At 71.9% G+C, this 22,398-nt stretch carries 17 protein-coding genes; 6 read left to right on the top strand and 11 right to left on the bottom strand.

Annotated elements, in window-relative coordinates:
• Positions 1-43: 43 nt before the first annotated feature.
• Both ACGFI9_RS14245 and ACGFI9_RS14240 read right to left on the bottom strand, forming a co-directional pair.
• Positions 44-2,443 (bottom strand): non-reducing end alpha-L-arabinofuranosidase family hydrolase, encoded by a 2,400-nt coding sequence (locus ACGFI9_RS14245; RefSeq protein ID WP_393178391.1) that lies wholly within the window; start codon positions 2,441-2,443, stop codon positions 44-46.
• Between the two features lie 214 nt (positions 2,444-2,657).
• Positions 2,658-5,552 carry a glycoside hydrolase family 9 protein gene (locus ACGFI9_RS14240; RefSeq protein ID WP_393178390.1) on the bottom strand — a complete coding sequence of 965 codons (2,895 nt, stop codon included), beginning with the start codon at positions 5,550-5,552 and terminating at the stop codon, positions 2,658-2,660.
• A 384-nt stretch (positions 5,553-5,936) separates the two neighbouring features.
• Here ACGFI9_RS14240 and ACGFI9_RS14235 point away from each other — a divergent pair, with 384 nt between their 5' ends.
• The 4 genes from ACGFI9_RS14235 (at position 5,937) to ACGFI9_RS14220 (ending at position 10,132) form a co-directional block, all read left to right on the top strand.
• Positions 5,937-6,683, top strand: coding sequence for an LPXTG cell wall anchor domain-containing protein (locus ACGFI9_RS14235; protein ID WP_393178389.1), 747 nt, complete (start codon positions 5,937-5,939; stop codon positions 6,681-6,683).
• A 197-nt stretch (positions 6,684-6,880) separates the two neighbouring features.
• Positions 6,881-7,621: an LPXTG cell wall anchor domain-containing protein gene (locus ACGFI9_RS14230; protein WP_393178388.1), complete on the top strand. Its 741-nt coding sequence runs from the start codon at positions 6,881-6,883 to the stop codon at positions 7,619-7,621.
• A 142-nt stretch (positions 7,622-7,763) separates the two neighbouring features.
• Positions 7,764-8,288, top strand: coding sequence for an isochorismatase family protein (locus ACGFI9_RS14225; RefSeq protein WP_393178387.1), 525 nt, complete (start codon positions 7,764-7,766; stop codon positions 8,286-8,288).
• A 278-nt stretch (positions 8,289-8,566) separates the two neighbouring features.
• Positions 8,567-10,132, top strand: a complete 1,566-nt coding sequence (locus ACGFI9_RS14220) for an aldehyde dehydrogenase family protein (protein WP_393178386.1) — start codon at positions 8,567-8,569, stop codon at positions 10,130-10,132.
• A gap of 207 nt (positions 10,133-10,339) precedes the next feature.
• Here ACGFI9_RS14220 and ACGFI9_RS14215 read toward each other — a convergent pair whose 3' ends face one another.
• Positions 10,340-11,425 carry a GNAT family N-acetyltransferase gene (locus tag ACGFI9_RS14215; RefSeq protein ID WP_393178385.1) on the bottom strand — a complete coding sequence of 362 codons (1,086 nt, stop codon included), beginning with the start codon at positions 11,423-11,425 and terminating at the stop codon, positions 10,340-10,342.
• A gap of 80 nt (positions 11,426-11,505) precedes the next feature.
• On the bottom strand, positions 11,506-12,207 hold the full coding sequence (locus tag ACGFI9_RS14210; RefSeq protein WP_393178384.1) for an amino acid-binding protein: 702 nt from the start codon (positions 12,205-12,207) through the stop codon (positions 11,506-11,508).
• A 149-nt stretch (positions 12,208-12,356) separates the two neighbouring features.
• Here ACGFI9_RS14210 and ACGFI9_RS14205 point away from each other — a divergent pair, with 149 nt between their 5' ends.
• Positions 12,357-13,430 carry a phosphotransferase family protein gene (locus ACGFI9_RS14205; protein ID WP_393178383.1) on the top strand — a complete coding sequence of 358 codons (1,074 nt, stop codon included), beginning with the start codon at positions 12,357-12,359 and terminating at the stop codon, positions 13,428-13,430.
• A 38-nt stretch (positions 13,431-13,468) separates the two neighbouring features.
• Here ACGFI9_RS14205 and ACGFI9_RS14200 read toward each other — a convergent pair whose 3' ends face one another.
• The 6 genes from ACGFI9_RS14200 to ACGFI9_RS14175 form a co-directional block, all read right to left on the bottom strand.
• Positions 13,469-14,515, bottom strand: a complete 1,047-nt coding sequence (locus tag ACGFI9_RS14200) for a LacI family DNA-binding transcriptional regulator (protein WP_393178382.1) — start codon at positions 14,513-14,515, stop codon at positions 13,469-13,471.
• 81 nt (positions 14,516-14,596) lie between these two features.
• A complete protein-coding gene (locus ACGFI9_RS14195) occupies positions 14,597-16,030 on the bottom strand; it encodes a GH1 family beta-glucosidase (RefSeq protein WP_393178381.1) in 1,434 nt (477 codons plus the stop codon).
• 55 nt (positions 16,031-16,085) lie between these two features.
• Positions 16,086-16,982, bottom strand: a complete 897-nt coding sequence (locus ACGFI9_RS14190; RefSeq protein WP_393178380.1) for a carbohydrate ABC transporter permease — start codon at positions 16,980-16,982, stop codon at positions 16,086-16,088.
• 9 nt (positions 16,983-16,991) lie between these two features.
• Positions 16,992-17,966, bottom strand: a complete 975-nt coding sequence (locus ACGFI9_RS14185; RefSeq protein WP_393178379.1) for a carbohydrate ABC transporter permease — start codon at positions 17,964-17,966, stop codon at positions 16,992-16,994.
• 195 nt (positions 17,967-18,161) lie between these two features.
• On the bottom strand, positions 18,162-19,475 hold the full coding sequence (locus ACGFI9_RS14180) for an ABC transporter substrate-binding protein (protein WP_393178378.1): 1,314 nt from the start codon (positions 19,473-19,475) through the stop codon (positions 18,162-18,164).
• A 259-nt stretch (positions 19,476-19,734) separates the two neighbouring features.
• On the bottom strand, positions 19,735-20,280 hold the full coding sequence (locus ACGFI9_RS14175; RefSeq protein ID WP_393178377.1) for a plasmid pRiA4b ORF-3 family protein: 546 nt from the start codon (positions 20,278-20,280) through the stop codon (positions 19,735-19,737).
• A gap of 150 nt (positions 20,281-20,430) precedes the next feature.
• Between ACGFI9_RS14175 and ACGFI9_RS14170 the strand changes: the two genes are divergently transcribed.
• On the top strand, positions 20,431-21,216 hold the full coding sequence (locus ACGFI9_RS14170; RefSeq protein WP_393178376.1) for a pyrimidine reductase family protein: 786 nt from the start codon (positions 20,431-20,433) through the stop codon (positions 21,214-21,216).
• 109 nt (positions 21,217-21,325) lie between these two features.
• On the opposite strand, the gene ACGFI9_RS14165 is transcribed toward ACGFI9_RS14170, so the two are convergent.
• Entirely contained in the window at positions 21,326-22,381 is a 1,056-nt protein-coding gene (locus tag ACGFI9_RS14165; RefSeq protein ID WP_393178478.1) for a sigma-70 family RNA polymerase sigma factor, read from the bottom strand.
• Between the last annotated feature and the right edge of the window lie 17 nt (positions 22,382-22,398).

The following is a 22,398-nucleotide window of genomic DNA, read 5'->3' as shown; positions in this document are numbered from 1 at the left end:
GGGCGGTCAGCGAACGGGAGTGGTCTGGGCCGAGCCCATTCCCCTAGCGCTGCAGGGTCAGCACACCCGGCCGCCACGGCAGCAGGTTGTAGTCGCCTCCCGCGCTGGGGTTCTTGCCCTGGTACAGGAACTGCAGATTGCAGGCATCGATGGTCTTGGTCTGGTCGGGGTTGGTGCGGACCAGGTCACCGTGGCTGATGTCGTTGGTCCACGTTGCGCCACTGTTGGCTTTGCCCGCGAAGGGGTTGCTCTCGCTGGCGGCCTGCGGGGTCCACGAGCCGCTGAGGCTGTTGGACGTGAACGAACGGAAGTAGCGCCCCTGGCTCCCGATCGCCTCGACGATCATGAGGTACTGGTTCTGGCCCTGGACCTTGTAGACCTCGACCGCCTCGAACAGGTTGTTGGTCGAGTCGGTCATGATCGTCGTGTAGCTCGAGCCGAAGCTGCCCGGGAAGTTCCCGATCGGCATGCTCGATCGGTAGATCTTGCCGTTGTCCCCGGCGAAGAACAGGTACATGTTCTGGTCGTCGCCGATGAGGGTCTGGTCGATCACGCCATACGGGGCGTCGGGGAGGCTGGCGGTGGAGAGCGTCTGTGCCGCGGACCAGCCGTTGGCGTTGGTCGGGTCGCTCGACGTCTTGTAGCTGAACGAGGTCGGTCCCCACTGGTACGCCAGCACCCAGATGTTCTTCGGGGCGAAGTACAGCAGCGTGGGTGCCACGGTGCCCTGGCTCATCCCGGTCTGGCTGGCCGAGGCCATGTCGGACCAGTTCGTGAACAGGCTGAAGTTCATCGAGCCGTACGATCCTCCGCTGGAGACGTTCGACGCGTAGACCAGGTGCTTGCCGTTGTAGACCACGTTGGTGAAGTCCTTGAGCGAGACCCATCCGTTTTGCGGGTTCGCCAGCGCGCCGGTCGACGACCAGCGGTAGGTCGACGGAAGCGCACAGCCACCCGGAGGCGGTGAGGACGGGGGCGGCGAGGTGGCGCCACTGAACTCGGTCCGCCACTGCTGGTTGGCCTGGCCGTGGCAGTCGTACAGCTGGATCTGCTGGCCGTTGCCGGTGCCCCAGACGTCCAGGCACCGGCCGGACTGCACGCCGCTGATGGTGCCGTTGGAGTTGAGGTTCCACTGCTGGTTCGTCTGACCGTTGCAGTCCCAGATGATTACTGCGGTGCCGTTCGCGGTACCCTGCCCGTTCGCGTCGAGGCACTTGCTGCCGTAGACCATCAGCTGCTTGCCGGCGGTGTACGTCCACTGCTGGTTCGTCTGCCCATGGCAGTCCCAGAGCTGTACCCGGGTGCCGTTGGTCTGCGTGGCGTCGGGCACGTCAATGCACCGGCCTGACTGCACCCCGATGATCCGGCCGGTGCCGCTGCCCGGCGTCGGGCTCGAGGTCGGGGTGGCCGCGTTGAGAGCGTTGAGCACCGACGTGTAGGCGGCCTTCTTGTTCCCGCCGCCGTCGAACAACAGCGGGCTCTCGCTGGACCGCCAGGAGTCGCTGTCGCGCACGCCCCACACCGAGATCCCGATGCAGCGCGGCACGTTCATGCACGCCTGGGTGAGCCCCTCGTACTGCCAGGTCGCCGCGTTGGTGACGTCGACCTCGGTCAGGGCCACGTCCACGCCGAGGGCGGCGAAGCTGGACAGTGTGGTCTGAAAGTTGCTCGGCAGCGAACTGCCGCCGGTGAAGTGGGTCTGCAGCCCGACGCAGTCGATCGGCACCCCCCGGGACTTGAAGTCCTGGATCATGCGGTACACGCCCTGCGTCTTGCCGTAGGACCAGTTCTCGATGTTGTAGTCGTTGTAGCAGAGCTTGACCGACGGGTCGGCGGTGCGGGCGGTGCGGAACGCCACCTCGATCCAGTCGTTGCCGGTGGCCTGCAGGTTGGACTGGCGGCGGCTGCCGTCCTCGTTGAACGCCTCGTTGACGACGTCCCAGGCGGCGAGCTTGCCCTTGTAGTGGGCCATCACGCCGTTGATGTGGTCGATCATCGCCTGGCGCAGGCTGCTGCCGCTGAGGCTCTGCATCCAGCCCGGCTGCTGTGCGTGCCAGGCGAGGGTGTGGCCGCGGACCTTCATGCCGCGCTGGGTCGCCCAGTTGTAGATCTGGTCGCCGGCCGAGAAGTTGAACTGGCCCCGCTGGGGCTCGGTCGCGTCCGGCTTCATCTCGTTCTCGGCCGTCACCATGTTGAACTCGCGCCCGGCGATCGTGGTGTACGTCGAGTCGCCGAGCCGGCCTGCGGCGATCGCCGTGCCGAAGTACCGGCCCGACTGCGCGGCCGCCGCACCCAGCGTGCTCGCCGCGGCTTCCGCCGACGGCATCATCACCGCAGCCGCGGCCACTGTCACGACACTGACCGCGCCGGCGAGCAGCGCTCTGGCGATGGCCGTTCGCTGCCGCACGTTTCCGCCACGATGAACGGAGGGGCTCATAGCCACCTTGGCCTCCTTACTGGCCAACACCCAAGCCGTCTGGGCGGGGACGACTGGACGTCTTGGTTGGGGAATTTACCGGCGTCAATGCTCCCATCGGGCATCTGCCCGGACAACAACTTTCGGAAAAGTTTCGGAAACGGATCTGGGGACCGAAGCCGGCGACGCGGCCTGGCCGGTCACCCGGGTACGGTGACCGGCCACGACCGCCGGGCCGGGGTCAGGAGACGGTGCAGGGGACGCCGTTGAGGGTGAAGGTGGTCGGCTTGGGGTTCGTGCCGGTGTGGGTGCCGTTGAAGCCGAAGCTGGTCGACGCCCCCGGCGCGAGCGTCCCGTTGTAGGAGACGTTCGACGCGGTCACCGCCGTACCGGTCTGGGTGAAGTTCGCCGACCAGCCCTGGCCGACCTCCTGGCCGGTGCTGGGGAAGGTGAAGGCGAGCGTCCAGCCGTTGATCGTGCTGGTCCCGGTGTTGGTGACGGTGATGTTCGCGGTGAACCCGGTGTCCCAACTGCTGGTGACGTACCCGACGGCGCAGCCGCCGCCGGTCGGCGGGTCCGCGGTGGTCACGGTGACCGGCGCGGAGGCCGCGGAGACGTTGCCGGCCGCGTCCACCGCGACCACCGTGAAGGTGTACGTGGTCGATGCGGTGAGGCCGGTGACCGTCAGCGTGGTGCCGGTGGTCGACCCGACCAGGACGTTCCCCGACCGATAGACGCGGTAGCCGGTGACGCCGACGTTGTCGGAGGCCGGGCCCCAGGCGAGGGTGAGCCCGGTCGGCCCGACCGCGGAGGCGGTGGGCGTGCCGGGGGCCGTCGGCGGGGTGGTGTCCGGGGCCGGGGCGGCCGGGGTGGTGACGGTGACCGTCGGCGAGGCCGCCGACCGGTTGCCGGCGCCGTCGCGGGCCACCACGGAGAACTGGTACGTCCGCTCGGGCAGCAGCCCGGTGACGGCGAGGGTGTTGGTGGTGGACTTCAGCAGCACCAGGGCATCGCTGCCGACCTGGGCCTGGGTGATGTCGTACCCGGCCAGGCCGCTGCCGCCGGTGTCGGTGGCGGCGGGCCAGGTCAGGGTGAGCCCGGTCGAGGTGACGGCCGAGGCGACCGGGGTGCCGGGCGCGGTCGGCGGGGTGGTGTCCGGGGTGGCCGGACCCGGCTCCTCGCCCCAGACCCGTACGCCGCCCTCGTAGAGCGCGACCTTCCGGTTCGGCCCGGCGGTGGCCTGGTACGACGGGTCGTTGGTCGGGTCCCAGGTGCCGCCCTCCGGGACGCCGACCTTGAACTGCACCTCCATCCGGTGCTGCGACTGGCCGGCCGGCGCGATCGTGTACTCGGTGCAGTCGACCTCGACGTACCAGATGTCGCCCGACAGCTGGTGGGCCGTCGACGGCGACGGGCAGCCCTGGGTGTAGCCGGGGGTGACGGTCACCGGGCCGGTGCCGTCGGGGCGGAAGTAGTACCGGAACTTCGCGGTCTTCAGCGCCCGGGCCGGGAAGCCCGACTTGTTGTAGATGATCGCCTTGAGCCCGGTGGCCCGGGTCTCGGCCTGCATCACCGTGGTCTCCACGGTCAGCTCGTCCAGGTCCGGCTGCTCGGCGGTCGGGAAGCCGGCGAGCGGCGTGCCGCCGTACTCCTTGGTGAGCCGGGCCAGGGCGGAGGTGAAGCCGGCGTTGTAGTCGGTGGCGACCTCGTTCATCACGTAGTCCGACCGGCTGTCGGTGTACGCGTCGTTGGCCGAGGACGGGCCGCCGACCAGCGCGCCGTAGAGCACGTGCCGGGTCTCGGTGGGCACGGTCTGGCTGTCCCACCAGGAGCCGTGCGCGGTGCGGTGGTGCGGGTTGCGCGGGGAGTTGGCGCCGAAGCCGATCAGGTAGCTGGAGTTGCGCGGGTTGTCGCCGAGGGCGTAGTTGATCTGCCGGACGGCGAAGTCGTGGTAGCGGGCCTTGCGGGTGGCGTCGGTGGTCTTGTCGCTGTAGACCAGCGCGGCGAAGGCGGTGTTGGCGGCGTAGCGCAGCGAACCCCAGGAGTCGAGGACCGCCTCCCCGCCGGGCGAGTAGTTGACCCGGGAGCCGTCGACGCCGACGGTCCACCAGTCCAGCCAGCGGTTGGCGTCGTCGACGTACTTCTGCCGGCCGGTCAGGTTGGCCAGCAGCACGTACGTCCCGAACTGCTTGTTGTCCCAGGCGATCGTCCACTTGTAGGAGCGGGTGGTCGACTGCGGCTCGGTGCCCAGCTTGTCGTACTCGCTCTCCGCCTTGGTCAGGTAGGCGGCGTCCCCGGTGGCCCGGTAGAGCCAGACCGCGCCCCAGACCAGCTCGTCCTGGTAGCCGCTCCAGGACTTGTAGAAGTTCGTCGCGTCGGTGATGCACTCGTGGTAGCTCTTCCGCACCGTGTCGGCGAAGGTGTAGAGCTGCTTCGCGTGCCCGAGCAGCTTGTCGGCGTAGGCGGCGTCGGTGGGCCGGAACACCATCGACGAGGCGGCCATCGCGGCCGCCGTCTCCCCCGCCAGGTCCGCGCCGCCACAGCTCGCATCGATCTTGTACGCGGGCCGCGCCATCGGCAGCACCTCGGCCGGCCCCCACCACTTGTGGTCGTCGTCGCCCTTGCCGACCTGCCCGTAGAGGACGTTCGGGGCGGGGTGCGCCTTGACGAAGTAGTCGTTCACCCAGCGCAGGTTGTTGAGCAGGTGGGTGAGCTGCTCCGAGGCGACGTAGCCGTCCCGGTACTCGACGGCGCCCCAGGCCAGCATGGTCGTGCTGAACGCCATCGGGAAGCCGAACTTCACGTGGTCGCCGGCGTCGTACCAGCCACCGGTCAGGTCCAGGCCCACGTCAGCGCCGTCGGTCAGCGCCGAGTCACCCCGCCAGGAGACCCGGCTCCAGGCCGGCTTCCGCCCGGACTGCTGCGCCTCGTAGAAGAAGAGCGACTTCTGCAGCGCCTCTGAGTAGTTGAAAGCGGGCGCGGCCGCAGCGGCAGGGACCGCGCCGTAGTTGAACGTGGGTGCGGCGGCCGCCGGGGTGGCGACGGCGGTGACCAGACCGGCGGCCAGGGCGGCGCCGGCGGCGAGCAGGCGGCGTAGCCGGGTCCGGCCGCGCGGCGGCGGGATCGGGTGGGGCATGGCGGGCTCCTGTGGATCGGTGCCGCACGGCAGCCCCGCCCGAGGGACGGCGTCGGTGGTCGGAGCTGCCGGCGGCGGCAGTGGTGGGGTGGGCCCGTGGAGGCGCGGGAGCGCTCCCATGGATAGCTGCCAATGTAATATCACCGTCGCGGATTTGAGAAGACCGGACCGCCGCCACGAGCGTTCCGGAGCGTCAGAGGATCCTCCAGCGTTACGCGAACACGCCGAGAAAAGGATTAAGTCTCGCTTTGGCTTTCCGCATCAAGCGTCAAGTCGTCCCAGCTCGGCCCGTTCGTCGGATGTCGCCACCGCCGCACGCTCATGGGAGCATGTGCCGTCACCTCTCCCGATCTCGGAGGATCCCTCATGGCACAGCGTCGGCACGTGACGCGTGCGGCTGTCAGCGCAGCTGCCGCCACGGCCTGCCTCGCCTTCGCCACCCCGGCCTGGGCGTCCAGCACCATCCCCCTGCACGAGTCCCAGAAGGGGTCGACCGCGGCGGGTTTCCAGACCCAGGACTGCGACGACGAACGGTTCGACGACCTTGCGGCCAACCAGGACGGCTGGCACTTCGTCCTGCCCGGCAAGGACGGCGGAAACTTCGAGACCCTCACGCTGACCTTCAACGACGGCACCAACGACGTCGAGATCAAGGTCCCGGACGCGACCGACGCGTACCCGGACTACTTCTACTCGACCGGCGGCCAGAGCCCGCGGACGATCCACGCCTACGTCTTCACCCCGGCCGGCTGGACCCTGGTCGACGGCAGCGCCACGATCAGCGGTGAGGACGAGTTCTTCAACCTGAGTCACACCTGCCCGGGCACCCCGAGCAGCCAGTCCCCGTCCCCGTCCCCCTCGCCGTCCTCGTCCGAGTCGCCGACCCCGTCCGCGTCCCCGTCGGCCTCGGTGTCTCCGTCGACCTCGGAGTCGCCGTCGACCTCGGAGTCCCCGACCGGTGGCACCTCGGTCACGCCGAGTTCCTCGGTGGGTGGCGGCACGGAGGGCGGCCTGCCGCTGACCGGTGTGGCCGCGACCAGCATCGCGCTCACCGGCCTCGTCCTGATCGGTGGCGGCGTCGTGCTGATGACGCTGCGCCGCCGTCGCGACAAGATCACCTTCACCAGCTGACCCACGCGCCAGCCTGACCGGCCGCCGGACCCCGTCCGGCGGCCGGTTCGTGTTACGGCGACACGCCGATAATCGGCGAGCACTATTAGCGTTTACTGCCAAGCGCGCCTGCTGACCGACGACCGTCCGATGTCGCCATCGGTACCGGTTCATGCGATCATGTGCCGTCCGCACCATTCAATCCCGGAGGATTCCTCATGGCACAGCGTCGGCACCTGGCGCGCGCGGCCCTCACCGCGGCCGCCGCCACGGCCTGCCTCGCTTTCGGATCTCCCGCCCTGGCCACCGATCCGGCTGGCAACAACGGGACCGTGAAGATCGACAATTTCGACGTCGACAACCACAACGACCCGAACATCGCCAACCGTCCGCACGTCGGCTGCGATTTCCAGGTCAGGTTCTTCAACTTCGACGAGGGTCAGACGGCGAAGATCACGTTCACCATCCACCCGCCGTCCGGGTCCGGCGAAGAGGTGATCCCCTCGGAGACCAAGACGATCAGCACCACCCCGGCTGGCGGGGGGAGCAAGGACGAGGACGCGGTCTTCACGTACCACGTGTCCGACTGGGACCTGACGTCGTACAAGGAGCAGCCGAAGCAGGGCTACCACGTCAAGCTGACCATCACGTCGGCGGGCGTGCCGGGCGGCGTCAAGCACAAGGTCTTCTGGGTCCCGAAGTGCACGACCCCGACGACGCCGAGCACCCCGCCCGGGACGCCGACCACCCCGCCGACCGGGAGCACGCCGCCCGGCGGCTCCGTCTCGCCGAGCGCGGGGGGCGGTAGCGGTGGCGGCAACGGTGACAACGGCGGCAGCCTGCCGATCACCGGTGTGGCCGCGACCAGCATCGCGCTCGGTGGTCTCGTCCTGATCGGCGGCGGCGTCGTGCTGATGACGCTGCGCCGGCGTCGCGACAAGATCACCTTCACCAGCTGACGTACGCGCCAGCTCAACCGGCCGTCGGACTCGCTCCGGCGGCCGGTTCCGCGTATCCGGGCGGGAGCGGCGCGGCGGCTGCCGGGCGGCGCGCGCTCGGGCAGCGACCACGTACGGCCGTGCCCCGGATACGATCTTGACCGTGGAGCCTCTCGACCCGCAGCGCACCGCCGTCGTCCTGATCGACCTCCAGCGTCGCATCGTGGACCTGCCCACCGCCCCGCACACCGGCCCCGAGGTGGTCGAGCGCTGCCTCGCGCTCGCCGACGCGGCCCGCGCCACCGGGGCGACCGTCGTGGTGGTCCGCGCCGACCGGCCCGGCCCCGACCCCCAGCCGCCGGGCAGTGAACTGCTGCCCGAGGTCGGCCCGCGCGACGGCGACGTGCCGGTGGTCAAGCACAGCTGGGGCGCCTTCCACCGGACCGGACTGGACGCCACGCTGCGCGAGCGGGGCGTGGACACGCTCATCATCGGCGGCCTGGTCACCAACTTCGGGGTCGAGCAGACCGCCCGGATCGGCGAGGAGATCGGCTACCGGGTGGTGCTGCCGCACGACGCGATGTCCGGACTGGACGCGTACGCCCACGAGTTCGCGGTGGACTACGTCTTCCGCCGGCTCGGCACCGTCTGCACCACGGCGGAGGCGGTCGCCGCGCTCGGCGGTTGAACCTTCCGGCGGACTGATCCGTACTGACGGGTAACCCGGTCGACGTCGCCCGGAGCTGAATCACATCATCGACTAACTTCGATACCTGCTTCGCGTACTCCCAGGTCAGACCTTGTGGCGGACGGCCGTGACCTGCCGCGAGTGAGGCCAACCGGTGGACCGGGCGTCCTGGCATACGAGCGTACGGTTGCCCGTGCGTTCGGCGGCGCGGGACAGTACGCGACACCAGCGGTGCCATCGACGCCGCCGCTCCCCCGGACAACCCTGAGGAGATCGCGATGGCTCTCAGACTCGCCGACGGCACCTCCTGGTCCGAGACGCTCGCCCGCGCGGTGGCCGCCGCGCCGGAGGCCTTCGGCGCCGCGCCCGACGGCACGGCCACCCTGCACAACCTGGTCCAAGGCGAGTGGCGGGCGGTCGGCACGCCGGCCCCGGTGCGCACCCCGGTCGACAACACCGTCCTGGTCAACCTGGCCCGGCTCGACGCCGACGCGGCCCGCGGCGCCGTGGCGCATGCCGCCACCAGCCACCGGGACTGGGCCCAGACCCCGCTCGCCGAGCGCAAGGCCCGGGTCACCGAGGCCCTCGACGCGCTCGCCGCCCACCGTGACCTGCTGGCCATGCTGCTGCTCTGGGAGATCGGCAAGCCGTGGCGGTTGGCCTGCGCGGACGTCGACCGGGCGCTGGACGGCGTGCGCTGGTACGTCCAGGAGATCGACCGGATGCTCGCCGACGGCCGCGAGCCGTTGCCCGGTCCGGTCAGCAACATCGCCTCCTGGAACTACCCGATGAGCGTGCTGGTCCACGCCGAGCTGGTGCAGCTGCTCGCCGGGAACGCGGTCATCGCCAAGACCCCCTCGCAGGGCGGCGCGGTCTGCCTCACCGTGGCGCACGCGCTGATGCGCCGCGCCGGCCTGCCCGCCACCCTGCTCTCCGGCGGCGGCGAGGAGCTCTCCGAGGTCCTGGTCCGCGCCCCGGAGATCGGCGCGGTGGCGTTCGTCGGCGGCCGCTCCAACGGCGGCAAGGTGGCCGCCGCGCTGCTCGACTCCGACAAGCGGCACTTCATCGAGCAGGAGGGCCTCAACGCCTGGGGCATCTGGAACTTCTCCCAGTGGGACCTGCTCGCCGCGCATCTGAAGAAGGGCTTCGAGTACGGCAAGCAAAGGTGTACCGCGTACCCCCGGTTCGTGGTCCAGCGGGACCTGGTGGACGAGTTCCTCGACATGTACCTGCCGGTGGTGCGCTCGATCCGGTTCGGACACCCGCTCGCCGTCGGCGACGACTGGTCGGCCGGCGACCCGCTGCCGGAGCTGGACTTCGGCCCGCTGATCAGCGCGGCCAAGGCCGAGGAGCTGCGACGCAAGGTCGAGGAGGCGGTGCGCGGCGGCGCGGTGCCGCTGCACCGGGGCAAGCTCGACGGGGCGCCCTTCCTCGACGGCCAGGACACCTCCGCCTACGTGGCGCCGGCGGTGCTGCTCGCCCCACCCGGCCGGTCCCGGCTGATGCACGCCGAGCCGTTCGGGCCGGTCGACACCATCGTCGTGGTGGACACCACCGACGAGCTGCTGGCCCAGATGAACGCCTCCAACGGCGCGCTGGTCGCCTCCCTCGCCTGCGACGACGAGGAGCTGGCCGGCAAGCTCGCGGTCGACCTCCAGGCGTTCAAGGTGGGCATCAACAAGCCCCGCTCCCGGGGCGACCGGGAGGAGCCGTTCGGCGGCCGGGGCGCCTCCTGGAAGGGCGCGTTCGTCGGCGGCGACCTGCTCGTGCAGGCGGTCACGGTGGGCGGCGACGGCCGGCTGTACGGCAACTTCCCCGACTACAGCAGCTACCCGGCCACCTGACGCGGGCGCACCGGCCGGCTCCGGGCGACCCCGGACATGGACAGGGCCCCCGCATCGGGGGCCCTGTCGTTGTCACCGTCCCCCGCACCGGAGGTCGGCCACAGGTGGCACCGGGATCCGCCCGGCGCCGGCACGGGTCGCCCGCCGGTCGTCGTCCCGGGCCGCGCCGTTGCGGCACGGGACGTCGCGCGGCGGCCGGCCCTCGGGTCAGTGCGGCCGATGGGACCGGGCGGCCGCGTCGACCTGTCGGGGCAGGTCGACCCGGCGGGCCACCAGCGGCATCGTCACGGTCAGCACGCTGCCGTCGCGCTCCACCGACGTCGGCCGGGCCAGCCGGCGTACGGCGCGCAGCATCGGGGTGTTCTCCGCCTGCACGTGCAGCAGCAGAGCGGCGTAGCCGGCCCGCTCGGCGTGCCCGAGCAGCCGCCGCAGCAGCGCCGAACCGAGGCCGCGGCGCTGCCAGTCGTCCCGGACCAGCAGCGCCACCTCCGCCTCGTCCCCCTCGCCGAGGAGATTGGCCATCGCCACGACCGGCTCCGGTTCGCCACCGGGGCCGGCGGTGGCGACCAGGGTGACCCCCCGGGCCGGCTCCAACAGCCGGCGCAGCCGGGCCGGCGACGGCACGGCGGCACCGCCGAGGTAGCGCCGCTGCCGACTCCGGGCCGAGCAGTGCTGGTGCAGGTCGAGCACGCCGGACAGGTCGTCGGCGGTGGCCGACCGGACCAGCACCTCCGCCGCGTCCGGCAGCACCAGGGTCACCCGGTCGTCATCCCGGCGGGCGACGGCCGAGGCCAGCTCCACCAGTGCCTGGGCGCGGGCGTACTCGGCCGGGGTGAAGCTCGGCTCCCGGCGGCGCAGCTCGTACGAGCCGCCCGACGGGTCGCCCAGCAGCATGGTCCTGGCGCCCACCCCGCCGAGCGGGCCGGCCGGCCTCGGCCGCCAGGTCACCTCGTCCGCGCCGAGCAGGGCGCGCAACGCCTCGCCGGCCCCTTCCGGTTCCCGGACCAGCCGGGCGGCCAGGCCGAGCACCCGGGTGGGCTGGTCGGCCAGCCCGCGCGCCTCACTGCGCGCGACCCAGCAGTCCCGGCCCCGGCCCCGCTCGACGGCCGCCCGCAGGTCGGCCTCGCCGAGCTGGTCGGGCGCGTCGACGAGGAAGTCGTCGACGGCCCCCGCCTCGGTGGTGTGCACCTGCACGGTGAGGATGTTGACCCCGCGCAACGCGAGGCTCGCGGTGAGAACCGACAGGTAGCCCGGCCGGTCGTCCACGGTGGCTCGGATCCGCCACAGCGCCATGGTTCGCTCCCTTCCTCACCCTCGACCCTGCCGGGCGGCTGTTGCAGACCCGTTGCCCCCGGGTGAAACGGCGGGACAGGTCAGGTGATGGTGGTCACCGGAGGGGCGCCGACCAGGTCCAGCCGGTCGCCCAGGATCACCGCGCTGGCCCGCACCAGCTGGGCCAGCCGGTCCACCTCGGTGGTGTGGAACGCCGCGGCGGCCAGGGGATCGGTGTGGTCCCGCGCCACCACCAGCACCAGACCGGCCCGGCCGAACGGCGCGACCGCGTAGTGGTGCCCCTCGGGGCTGGTCATCGCCCGGGCCCGCAGCGGCGTCACCTCCGGCAGCCGGGGCGGGACCGGCGCCCGCCAGCTCGCGTGCCCGACCGTCGCCTCGCTCCCGCCACCGCGGGAGGCCCAGTCCAGGGGTACGACCGCGGCCACCGCCCAGTCCGCGGCGAGCAGCCCGGGGACCGCGTCGACCAGGGTGGCCACCCCGTCCGTCGGGTTCGCCGCCACCTGGGCGAGCAGCTCGGCGTCCTGGCCGCCGGTGGTCGGCGCGCCGATCGCCCGCCACACCCCGTCCACCCGTACGCCGGGGATGGCGGCCAGCCCGGCCAGCAGGCGTTCCACCCGCGCCGCGCCCGGCCACACCACGGTGAAGTCGTCCACCGCCCGGCCGCCGAGCCGCTCCAGCACGACCACCTGGACGATGTCGGCGCCGGAGACGCCGAGTGTGCGGGCCACCTGGCCGAGCGTGCCGGGTCGGTCCGGCAGGGTCACCCGAACTCTCAGCAGCATGTCTGGTCCCTCCGCTCGGCGGGCCGGCCGTGGCGGCCGGCAGGCTGGGGCCCAGCCTGCCGGTTGACCATTTCGCCCCTGTTGCAGTGCCATGTCCGCCGGGAAAATCCGACCTTGACAAGAAGGCCGAGCTGAAATCAACTAACCGGATGACCGATCCGGCCGGCGACGCGGCAGAGGCCCCGACCGGTCCGGCCCCGCGCGGCCTCGACCTCGACCGGCTCGGCGCGTACCTGGCCGCGCACCGGCCTGAGCTGGCCGGGCCGCTGTCGGCGCGGCTGATCGCCGGGGGCAAGTCCAACCTGACGTACCTGCTGCGCGCCGGCGACCGTGAGGTGGTGCTGCGCCGGCCGCCGCTCGGGCACGTGCTGGCCACCGCGCACGACATGGCCCGGGAGCATCGGGTGATCTCCGCGCTCGCCCCCACCGACGTGCCGGTCCCCGCCGCGCTGCTGCTCTGCGCCGACGAGGAAGTGATCGGCGCGCCGTTCTACCTGATGGAGAAGGTCGACGGCGAGGTCTACCGGAGCCGCACGCAGACCGATGCGCTCACCGCCGGGCAGCGCCGCGCGCTGGCCATGGCGATGATGGACACCCTCGCCGCGCTGCACCGGGTCGACCCGGCCGAGGTCGGGCTGGCCGACTTCGGCCGCCCGGAGGGCTACCTGGCCCGGCAGGTCCGCCGCTGGGCCGGCCAGTTGGACCGCTCCCGCAGCCGCCCGCTACCCGGCATCGACGAGCTGCGCGACGTGCTGGCCGGCAGCGTGCCGGAGGGGGCCAACGCCGGGCGGATCGTGCACGGAGACTACCGGCTGGACAATCTCCTCGCCGCGGTCGACCCGGTCACCGTCCGGGCGGTGCTCGACTGGGAGATGGCCACCCTCGGCGACCCCCTCGCCGACCTGGGGCTGCTGCTGACGTACTGGAGCGTGCTCGGGGACAGTGACCTCGCCGAGGGCAGCCCGGTGGCCGACGGGCTGGGTCCCCGGGCCGGCTTCCCGAGCGGTGCCGAGCTGATCGACCGGTACGCCGGCCGCAGCGACGTCGACGTCGGGCCGCTGCACTGGCATGTCGCGCTGGGCTGCTTCAAGCTCGCGGTGATCTGCGAGGGCATCCACTACCGGCACACCCTCGGGCAGACCCTCGGCGGAGGCTTCGACCGGATCGGCGACCTGGTCGCCCCCCTGGTCGACCACGGCCTCCACGCCGCCCGCAACAGGTAACCCCACCCACCCGACCCCCGGCCCCCCGGGGGTGGGGGTCAGGCGGAGGTGCGGTGGATGAGTTTGGTGTCGAGGAGGACGTGGGGGGACGGGACCTCCTCGCCGCGGATGCGGGAGACCAGCAGGCGGGCCATCTGGCGGCCCATCTCCTCGACCGGCTGGAAGACCGTGGTGAGCGGCGGCTCGGCCTGCCGGGCGATCGGGGCGTCGTCGAAGCCGACCACCGCCACGTCCTCGGGCACCCGGCGGCCCGCCTCGCGCAGCGTACGCAGGGCGCCGAAGGCCATCAGGTCGGAGGCGACGAAGACGGCGTCCAGGTCGGGGCAGATCTCCAGCAGCCGGCGCATGCAGGCGCTGCCGCTGCCCTCGCTGAAGTCCCCGTACGCGATCAGGTCCGGGTTGACGCTGCCACCCGCGGCCCGGACGGCCTCCTGGTAGCCGGACAACCGGGCCAGGCCGGCGCCCATGTCCTGTGGGCCGGCGATGGTGGCGACCCGGCGCCGGCCGCGGGCGAAGAGGTGCTCCACCGCCTGCCGCGCGCCCCCGACGTTGTCCACGTCGACGAACCAGGCCGGCTGGGCGTCCGGGTCCAGCATCCGGGCCGGCCGACCGCCGAGCACGGTGGGCAGGCCGCGCTCCTCGAGCAGGGTGGGCAGCGGGTCGGCGTCGTGCAGCGAGAGCAGCAGGACGCCGTCGACGTGCTGGTTGGTCAGGTGGTGCTCGACCCGTTCCCGCTCGATCTGGGACTGCGCCATGGCCAGCCAGAGCTGCATCGGGGTCTCCAGCAGTGCGGAGCTGACGCCCCGGACGATGCCGGCGAAGAACGGCTCGGTGAAGACCCGCTCCCCCGACTCGGAGACCACCAGCGCCACCGAGTCGGTCCGCTGGGTGACCAGCGCCCGGGCGGCCCGGTTGGGCACGTACCCCAGCTCGGCGATCGCCGCCTGGACGGCGGCCCGCGCCTCGGGGCTGACCTGCGGCGAGCCGTTGACCACGCGGGAGACCGTGCCGCGCCCCACGCCGGCGCGGGCGGCGACCGCGTCGAGGGTCGGGCGCCCGAGCGAACGCGTGCGCTGCGTTGTCATCGTCTGCTCCTCCGACGTCGGGCGGACCCGGCACCTGTTCGAGGCGTCGGCGCCGGGCCGCCCGTTACTGGCTGGCCCAGCCTATTGTGCGGCCAGGCCGTTGCGTCGGATCACCTCGGCATACCACCGCGCGCTGGACTTGGGAATCCGCGCCTGGCTGTCGTAGTCGACGTAGACCATCCCGAAGCGCTTCGTGTAGCCCCAGGCCCACTCGAAGTTGTCCATCAGTGACCAGGCGAAGTAGCCCTTCAACGGCACCCCGGCGCCGATCGCGGCGTGCGCGGCGCGCAGGTGCGCGTCGAAGTACGCCAGCCGGTCCGGGTCGTCGACCCGGCCGTCGACCACCGCGTCGACGAAGGCGGAGCCGTTCTCGGTGACGTACAGCGGCAGGTCGGTGTACTCCCGGTGGACCCGCTCCAGCGTCTCGACCAGCCCTGGGGCGTCGATCTCCCAGTCCATGTCGGTCACCGGGACACCCCGGGTGACGAACCGGACGTCCTCGCTGCCCGGCCAGCACGAGGGCGCCCGCCAGTACGCCTCCGCCGCGGCGCTCTCGACCGGCGCGGCCACCACGTACCGGCTGTAGTAGTTGACGCCGACCATGTCGAGCGGGGTCGAGATGACCGCCAGGTCGCCGTCCCGGACGTGCCCGAAGTCGGTGACCTTGCGCAGGTCGGCCTGCAGGTCCGCCGGGTACGCCCCGCGCAGCACCGGGTCGAGGAAGAACCGGTTGGCCAGGCCGTCGATCCGCCGGGCGGCGTCGGCGTCCCTCGGCGAGTCGCCGGCCGGGGTGACCGGGTAGAGGTTCACCGTGATGCCGAGCTGCGCCTCCGGCCGGGACGCCCGCAGCGCCTGCACGGCCAGCCCGTGCCCGAGCATCAGGTGGTGCCCGGCCCGGACCGCGTCCGCCCCGTTCGAGCGGCCCGGCGCGTGCACGCCGGAGCCGTAGCCGAGGAACGCCGAGCACCACGGCTCGTTCAGGGTGGTGAAGTAGCGCACCCGGTCGCCGAGGGCGTCCCCGACGAGCCGGGCGTAGTCGGCGAACCGGGCGGCGGTGTCCCGGGCCGGCCAGCCGCCGGCGTCCTCCAGCGGCTGCGGCAGGTCCCAGTGGTAGAGCGTGAGCCAGGGCTCGATGCCGTGCGCCAGCAGCTCGTCGACCAGCCGCCGGTAGAAGTCCAGCCCCTCCTGGTTGGCCGGCCCGGTGCCGCCCGGCTGCACCCGGGGCCAGGAGACCGAGAAGCGGTACGACTTCAGCCCCAGCTCGGCCATCAGCCGCACGTCCTCGGGCATCCGGTGGTAGTGGTCGCAGGCCACGTCACCGGTGTGCCCGGCCACTGTCCCGCCGTCCGTGTGGCTGAAGGTGTCCCAGATCGACGGGGCACGGCCGCCCTCGGCCGCCGCGCCCTCGATCTGGTACGCGGCGGTGGCCGCGCCCCAGAGGAAGCCGGGCGGGAAGGTCAGTTCCGGACCCTGGTCGAGGACGCCGACGGCGGGCGGGCTGGCTGGGTTGCTCATCGGACCACCTTTGTTCGCGACTGCGGGGCTCGCAAACCCGGCTCACTCCTCACGCTCACGATTTGACGGCGCCTTCCATGATTCCGCCGATGATCTGGCGGCCGAACAGGACGAACACGATGAACAGGGGCAGGGTCGCGATCAACGTCCCGGCGAAGATCTGCGAGTTGTCGGCGAAGTAGGCGGTGTTGAGGCTGCGCAGGGAGATCTGGACGGTCGGGTTGGCCGGGTCGGCCAGCACCACGAAGGGCCAGAAGAACTGGTTCCACTGTTCCATGAAGGTGAGCAGGCCGAGCACCGCGGCGGCGGGACGCAGGGCGGGCGCCACCACGTGCCAGTACACCTTCCAGGTCGAGCAGCCGTCCACCCGGGCGGCCTCGATCAGCTCGTTCGGGACGGCCTGCTCGGCGTACTGGCGCATCATGAAGATCCCGAAGCCGCCGATGAGGAACGGCACGGTCACCGACGGCATGGTGTTCAGCCAGTCGAGCTTCGCCATCAGGATGTAGAGCGGCAGTACGCCGAGCTGGATGGGCACCATCATCGAGGCCAGGATGATCAGCAGCAGCGCGTTCTTCCCGCGGAACCGGAGCTTGGCGAAGGCGAAGCCGGCCAGCGAGCCGAAGAAGACCGTGGCCACGGTGATCGTCCCGGAGACCAGGAACGAGTTCAGCAGGCCCTTGACGATGTTGGCGTCGCCGTTCTCGAGCACCCGCTGGATGTTGTCGCCGAGCTTGCCGCCGGGCAGGAACGGCGGCGGCCACGAGTTGGCCGCGTCGTTGGTCCGCGAGGCGATCACGATCATCCAGTAGAACGGGAAGAGCGACAGGATCACCCCGAGGACCAGCCCGAACCAGGTGAGCGGGCTGGCCTTCCAAAGCCGCTCGGCCTGGTGGCCAGGCCGGACCGGGGCGCCCGCACGGGCGGGCGGGCGGAGCGTGGTGGTCGTCATCTCGTCACCTCACTTGTCGGAGCTGATCCGACGGGCCAGCAGGTAGTTCACCGTCGACATCAGCGCGATGAGCACGAAGAGCACGAGCGCGACCGCGCCGGCGTAGCCCCACCGGAAGCGCTGGTTCATCACGTCGAGCAGGTACATCGTGATGGTCTGGAACTGGCCCTCCGAGCCGCCGGAGAGGCCGCCGGAGCCGCTGGTGAACAGCAGCGGCTCGGTGAACAGCTGCAGCCCGCCGATGGTGGAGATGATCAGCGTGAAGATGATCGTGGGGCGGAGCTGCGGGATGGTGATGGACCAGAACTGCCGGCGGCGGGAGGCGCCGTCCAGCGCCGCCGCCTCGTACATGTCCTTGCTGATGGACTGCATGGCGGCCAGGTAGATCAGGGCGTTGTAGCCGACCCAGCGCCAGTCGACCATGGTCGAGATGGCGAACCAGGAGGCGAACCGGTTGGCCCGCCAGTCGATCGGGTCCATGCCGATGCTGTCGAGCACCCAGTTGACCAGGCCGAAGTCCTTGGCGTAGATCATCGAGAAGATCAGCGCGACGACCGCGGTCGAGGTGATGATCGGCATGGCGATGGCCATCCGGAAGAAGGTCTGGGCGCGCAGCTTCCGGTTGAGCGCGTTGGCCAGCACCAGGGCCAGCAGCAGCTGGGGCACGGTGGAGAGCACGAACATGCCGAACGTGTTGACGACCGCGTTCCAGAACTGCGGGTCGTCGGTGATCAGTTCGACGAAGTTGTCCAGGCCGACGAAGGAGATCGTCGCGTTCAGCGGCGACCGGTCGGTCAGCGCGATCCAGACGGTGTACGCGATCGGGTACGCGCTGAACACCGCGAAGATCAGGAAGAACGGCAGGACGTAGAGGTAGGGCGAGTACTTCAGGTCCAGCCGGGTGAACGAGGTGCGGCGGCGGTGCGCGGGGCGCCCGGCGCGGCGGCCGGCGGGCGGCGCCGCGGCGTGCAGGTCGAGGCTCATGCCGCCCCCTCGCTTCGCTCGGCGCCGGCATGAGGCACCACGGCGCGGTACTGATGATTCGCTCGCTGACGCTCACTCATGGGAGGTCCTTCTCCTCGGCCGGCGTGACCCGCCGACACGGGCGACGCCGGAGGTGGGCACCGCGGGTGGCGCCGACTGCCGGAGTCGACGCCACCCGCGGACGGCCGGGCCGGGTCACTTACCGGCGGCCGCACCGTTCTTCAGCGCCGCCTGCCACTGCTCGTCGGCGGACTTGCCCTGCTCCACCGCGCGGAGGGTGTTCTCCACGGCGGTCCGGACCGCGTTGTTCTTCGGGCCGAGGTAGACCGGCTTCAGCTCGCTGGCGCCCGCGGCGAAGATCTTGCCGACCGGGGCCTCGCTGAAGTAGTCGTTGGTCGAGTCGGCCACGGCCGGGTCCGCGAGGGCCTGCGGCGACGACGGCAGGTTGCCGACCTTCTTGAACGCCTCGATCTGCCCCTTGGCGCTGGTCAGGAACTTGGCCAGCTCCGCGGCCTCCTTCTGGTGCTTGCTCGACTTCGGCACGCCGAGGAAGGAGCCACCCCAGTTGCCGCCGTTGCCGGGGGCCTTGGCGATGTCCCACTTGCCGGCCGCCGAGTCACCGGCCTGGCCCTTGATGACACCGGTCATCCACGCCGGGCAGGCGATGGTGGCGAAGGTGCCGTTCTTGAAACCGGCGTTCCACTCGTTGGAGAACGACTGGAGGTTGTTCGACAGGCCCGCGGCGATCATCCGGGTGGTGAGGTCGTACGCCGACTTGACGTCCGGGTTCTGGTCGATGGCCAGCTTGTTGCTCTTGTCGTAGTAGGTGTAGCCGGTGCCCTGGCCCGCGATCTGCATGAGCACCACGTTGTAGAAGTTGGTCGCCGAGTCGACGAACTTGTGCTTCTTGTCGGCGGCGGCGAACTTCTGGCCGGTGGCGATGAACTGGTCCCAGGTCGGCCAGAGCGCGCCCACCTGCTCGCGGTCGGTGGGCAGGCCGGCGGCCTTGAACAGGTCGCTGCGGTAGCACAGCGCCATCGAGCCGACGTCGGTGCCGAGGCCGAGCACCTTGCCGTCCGGGGTGGTGCCCTGCTCCCACTTCCACGGCAGGAAGTTGCCCTTGAGGTCGTTGGCCCCGTGGTCGGCGAGGTTCACGAACTTGTCGGCCTGGGCGTAGAACTGGACGATGGTGCCCTCCTCCAGGGCCACCACGTCGCCCGCACCCGAGCCGGCGGTGATCTGCTGGGTCAGCCGGGTGTTGTAGTCACCGAGGCCGAGGCCCTTGCCGCGCTCCTGGATCTTGACGTTCGGGTGCTCCGCTTCGTACTGCTTGTAGAGCTCGTCGTAACCGAAGCCCTGGTCGCCGAAGACGTCGACGACCAGGGTGATCGGGCCGTCGCTCTGGCCGCTGTCCGACGAGTCGTCGCCGCAGGCGGTGGCGGTGGCGAGCACCGCGACGGACGCCAGCGCGATGGCCGCGAACCGCCGACGGCGGAATGGGACGCTCATCCGAGACCCCTCTTTCGGTGGTGAGGCGATATCTGTGTGGTGGGGGGTGCTGTCGCGCGGGCCCGCCGTCGCCGACCGGAGCGGTCACCGACGACGACCCGCGAGCGGGCAGGAATGAGACCCAGGCCACTCGCGGGAGCGCTCCCATGAGATTGCCGGCACGTGTCAGAGGTGTCAATAGACCTATGGGAGCGTTCCCAGATCGTTACCGCGTCGACCCCGACCCGGTGTCGGGGGCGGGATCAGCGGCGGAACGGGATCAGCAGAAGCGGCGCAGCAGCGTGGTGGCCCGGGTGGCGTCGAAGGCGGCCGGGTCGAAGCCCGCGCCCGCCCACTCGCGCATCGCCCCGCGTTCCGGGTGCTCGGGGTCGGCCAGCGCGGCCAGCAGGACCGCGTGCCCGGTCGGACCGCCGACCCCCTCGGGTGGGCAGGCCCGCTCCCCCTCCAGGCAGACCGGGTAGCGCTCGTCCGGCTCGGCGGCGCAGACGTCCTCCACCAGCACGTCGTGCTCCCACCAGTCGCCGAAGTCGTACAGGTACTGGAACCGGCTGCCCTTGCCGACCACCGCGTCCAACCGGACGTCCAGCTCGTCGCGGACCGCCAGCTCGCCGTCCGGGTCCGGCTCGCCGTACTGGCGTCCGTCGATCTCGAACGAGTGCAGGTGACAGTCCCGCCAGCCCATCGCGTGCTGCACCACCCGGTGCACGCGGTCCAGGGTGTAGCCGCCGGGGACCAGCACCCGCCGCCACACCGGCGGCCGGACCCCGACGAGGGACACCTTGAGCTGGAAGATCTGACGCGGCATGCTGTCCCATCCTCCCTCGGCATAGGCTGCCAGCATGATCTGCCGAGCGTGCCGGGAGCGGCGGCACGACGACTGTCCAGGCCGGAAGTGGTGCGACTGCCAGCACCGTACCCCCGAACCCACCCCTCCGGTCACCGGTCCGGCCGGCGAATGACCCCCGGGACGTCGATTTCGCGGGTCTGGCCGGCGCCCGCGACCGGTCCGCTGACCGACCCCGAGCTGGCCGCGCTCTACGGCCGGGCCACCCGGCCCCACCTGCGGGTGAACTTCGTGGCCAGCGCCGACGGCGCGGTCACCCTGGACGGCTACTCGGCGGGGCTCTCCGGCGAGCCGGACAAGCGCGTCTTCGGCCTGCTCCGGATGCTCTGCGACGGCCTGGTGGTGGCCGCCGGCACGCTGCGCCACGAGGGGTACCGGGCGGTCCGGCTGAGCGAGGACCGCCGGGCCTGGCGGCGCGAGCACGGCCTGGCCGAGTACCCGACCCTGGTGGTCGTCTCCGGCTCGCTGGAGCTGGACCCGGCGCAGGCGTGCTTCGCCGACGCGCCGGTCCGGCCGCTGGTGCTCACCCGGGCCGGGGTCGAACCGCCCCCCGGGCTGACCGAGGTGGCCGACCTGGTCCGCTGCGGCGAGCAGCGGGTCGACCTCGCCGCCGGTCTCGCCGACCTGCGCCGCCGCGGCCTGGCCCAGCTGCTCTGCGAGGGCGGCCCGCACCTCTTCGGCGCGCTGACCGCCGCCGACCTGGTGGACGAGCTCTGCCTGACCGTGGCGCCGCTGCTCGCCGGGGCCGGCCCGGGCCGGATCACCGCCGGGGACGGCAGCCCGGCCCGCCCGCTGCCGCTGCGCCACGTGCTGGCCGCCGAGGACGGCGTGCTGATGCTCCGCTACGCCCGCGACCCGGGCGAGGCCCCGTCCGCCGGCGCCGCCCCGGCCGCCTGAGCCAGCACCACCGGCCGGGACGCCGGGCCGGCCCGCACGGCGGCGGACCCGGCGCGTACGCGACGGCGGCGGCCGGGCCGGGCACGGCCGTCGCGGACGGCCCCGCCGCTCAACCGGGCGGCGCGCCTGCCGGCCGCGGCTGCGGCGGCAGCGAGTCCGGCAGCCCGAAGTCCGCGAGGTACGCGTCGCCCACGAACGAGGTGATCTCGGCGATCCGGTGGCCCCGCAGGGTCAGCACGTCGATCGACCACGGCAGGTACCGACCGGTGCCCTCCCGGCACAGATAGCCGGCCACCGCGAGCTGGCCGTTCGCGGCGACCGGCAGGTGCCGCCAGCTGCCGCAGGGGCCGAGCGGCGCGGCGCGGGCGAAGTCCATGACGGCCCCGAGACCCCGGTACCAGTGCGGCATCGGCGGCATGGACCAGGTGACGTCCTCGGTGAGCAGGGCGACCAGGGCCTCGGCGTCGCCGTCCTCCAGTGCGGTGGCGTACCGGACGACGATCTCCCGCAGCCGGGCGTCGTCGAGCGTGCGCAGGGCCCGCTGCTGGGTGGTGGCGGGGAGTCGCGCGGCGAGCACCCGGCGGGCCCGTGCGAGAGCGGAGTTCACCGACGTGGTCGAGGTGCTCATCATGGCCGCGATCTCGGCGGCGGAGTAGCCGAGGACGTCGAAGAGCAGCAGCGCGGCCCGCTGGTTGCCCGCCAGGTGCTGCAGCGCGGCCACGAAGGCCAACTCGACCGCCTCGCGCTGCTCGTACCGGGCGTCCGGGGCGGCCGGCACGGTGGCGAGGCCGGCGTCCGGGTACGGGCCGAGCCAGGCGACGCCCTCGGCCGCCCGGTTGCCCGGGACGGCGCGGTCGCTCGCCGGGCCCAGATCGACCGGCAGCGCCCGTCGACCCCGGCTGGCGACGGCGTCCAGGCAGACCCGGGTCGCCACGGTGTAGAGCCAGGAGCGCAGGGAACCGCGTCCGGCGAAGCCCGGCAGCCCGCGCCAGGCCCGCAGCAGGGTGTCCTGGAGGGCGTCGTCCGCGTCGTGGACCGAGCCGAGCATCCGGTAGCAGTGGGCGTGCAGCTCCCGGCGCAACGGCGCGACGAGCGCGGTGAAGGCGGCCTCGTCGACCGCGCCCGTCCCGACCGGCTCCGGCGACCGGGCGGTGCTCGCGGAAATGGCGGTCACGAGCGACG

Origin of the sequence: Micromonospora sp. NPDC048930 (assembly GCF_043197935.1) — a bacterium.
Taxonomy (GTDB): domain Bacteria; phylum Actinomycetota; class Actinomycetes; order Mycobacteriales; family Micromonosporaceae; genus Micromonospora.
This window is presented reverse-complemented; position numbering and strand designations above follow the sequence as displayed.

What these genes read in the sequence shown, in the direction of transcription:
- ACGFI9_RS14240 (WP_393178390.1), bottom strand. Translation starts at nt 5,552, where the DNA reads ATGCCCCACCCGATCCCGCCGCCGCGCGGCCGGACCCGGCTACGCCGC.
- ACGFI9_RS14230 (WP_393178388.1), top strand. Translation starts at nt 6,881, where the DNA reads ATGGCACAGCGTCGGCACCTGGCGCGCGCGGCCCTCACCGCGGCCGCC.
- ACGFI9_RS14220 (WP_393178386.1), top strand. Translation starts at nt 8,567, where the DNA reads ATGGCTCTCAGACTCGCCGACGGCACCTCCTGGTCCGAGACGCTCGCC.
- ACGFI9_RS14215 (WP_393178385.1), bottom strand. Translation starts at nt 11,425, where the DNA reads ATGGCGCTGTGGCGGATCCGAGCCACCGTGGACGACCGGCCGGGCTAC.
- ACGFI9_RS14210 (WP_393178384.1), bottom strand. Translation starts at nt 12,207, where the DNA reads ATGCTGCTGAGAGTTCGGGTGACCCTGCCGGACCGACCCGGCACGCTC.
- ACGFI9_RS14205 (WP_393178383.1), top strand. Translation starts at nt 12,357, where the DNA reads ATGACCGATCCGGCCGGCGACGCGGCAGAGGCCCCGACCGGTCCGGCC.
- ACGFI9_RS14200 (WP_393178382.1), bottom strand. Translation starts at nt 14,515, where the DNA reads ATGACAACGCAGCGCACGCGTTCGCTCGGGCGCCCGACCCTCGACGCG.
- ACGFI9_RS14195 (WP_393178381.1), bottom strand. Translation starts at nt 16,030, where the DNA reads ATGAGCAACCCAGCCAGCCCGCCCGCCGTCGGCGTCCTCGACCAGGGT.
- ACGFI9_RS14190 (WP_393178380.1), bottom strand. Translation starts at nt 16,982, where the DNA reads ATGACGACCACCACGCTCCGCCCGCCCGCCCGTGCGGGCGCCCCGGTC.
- ACGFI9_RS14185 (WP_393178379.1), bottom strand. Translation starts at nt 17,966, where the DNA reads ATGAGCCTCGACCTGCACGCCGCGGCGCCGCCCGCCGGCCGCCGCGCC.
- ACGFI9_RS14180 (WP_393178378.1), bottom strand. Translation starts at nt 19,475, where the DNA reads ATGAGCGTCCCATTCCGCCGTCGGCGGTTCGCGGCCATCGCGCTGGCG.
- ACGFI9_RS14175 (WP_393178377.1), bottom strand. Translation starts at nt 20,280, where the DNA reads ATGCCGCGTCAGATCTTCCAGCTCAAGGTGTCCCTCGTCGGGGTCCGG.
- ACGFI9_RS14170 (WP_393178376.1), top strand. Translation starts at nt 20,431, where the DNA reads ATGACCCCCGGGACGTCGATTTCGCGGGTCTGGCCGGCGCCCGCGACC.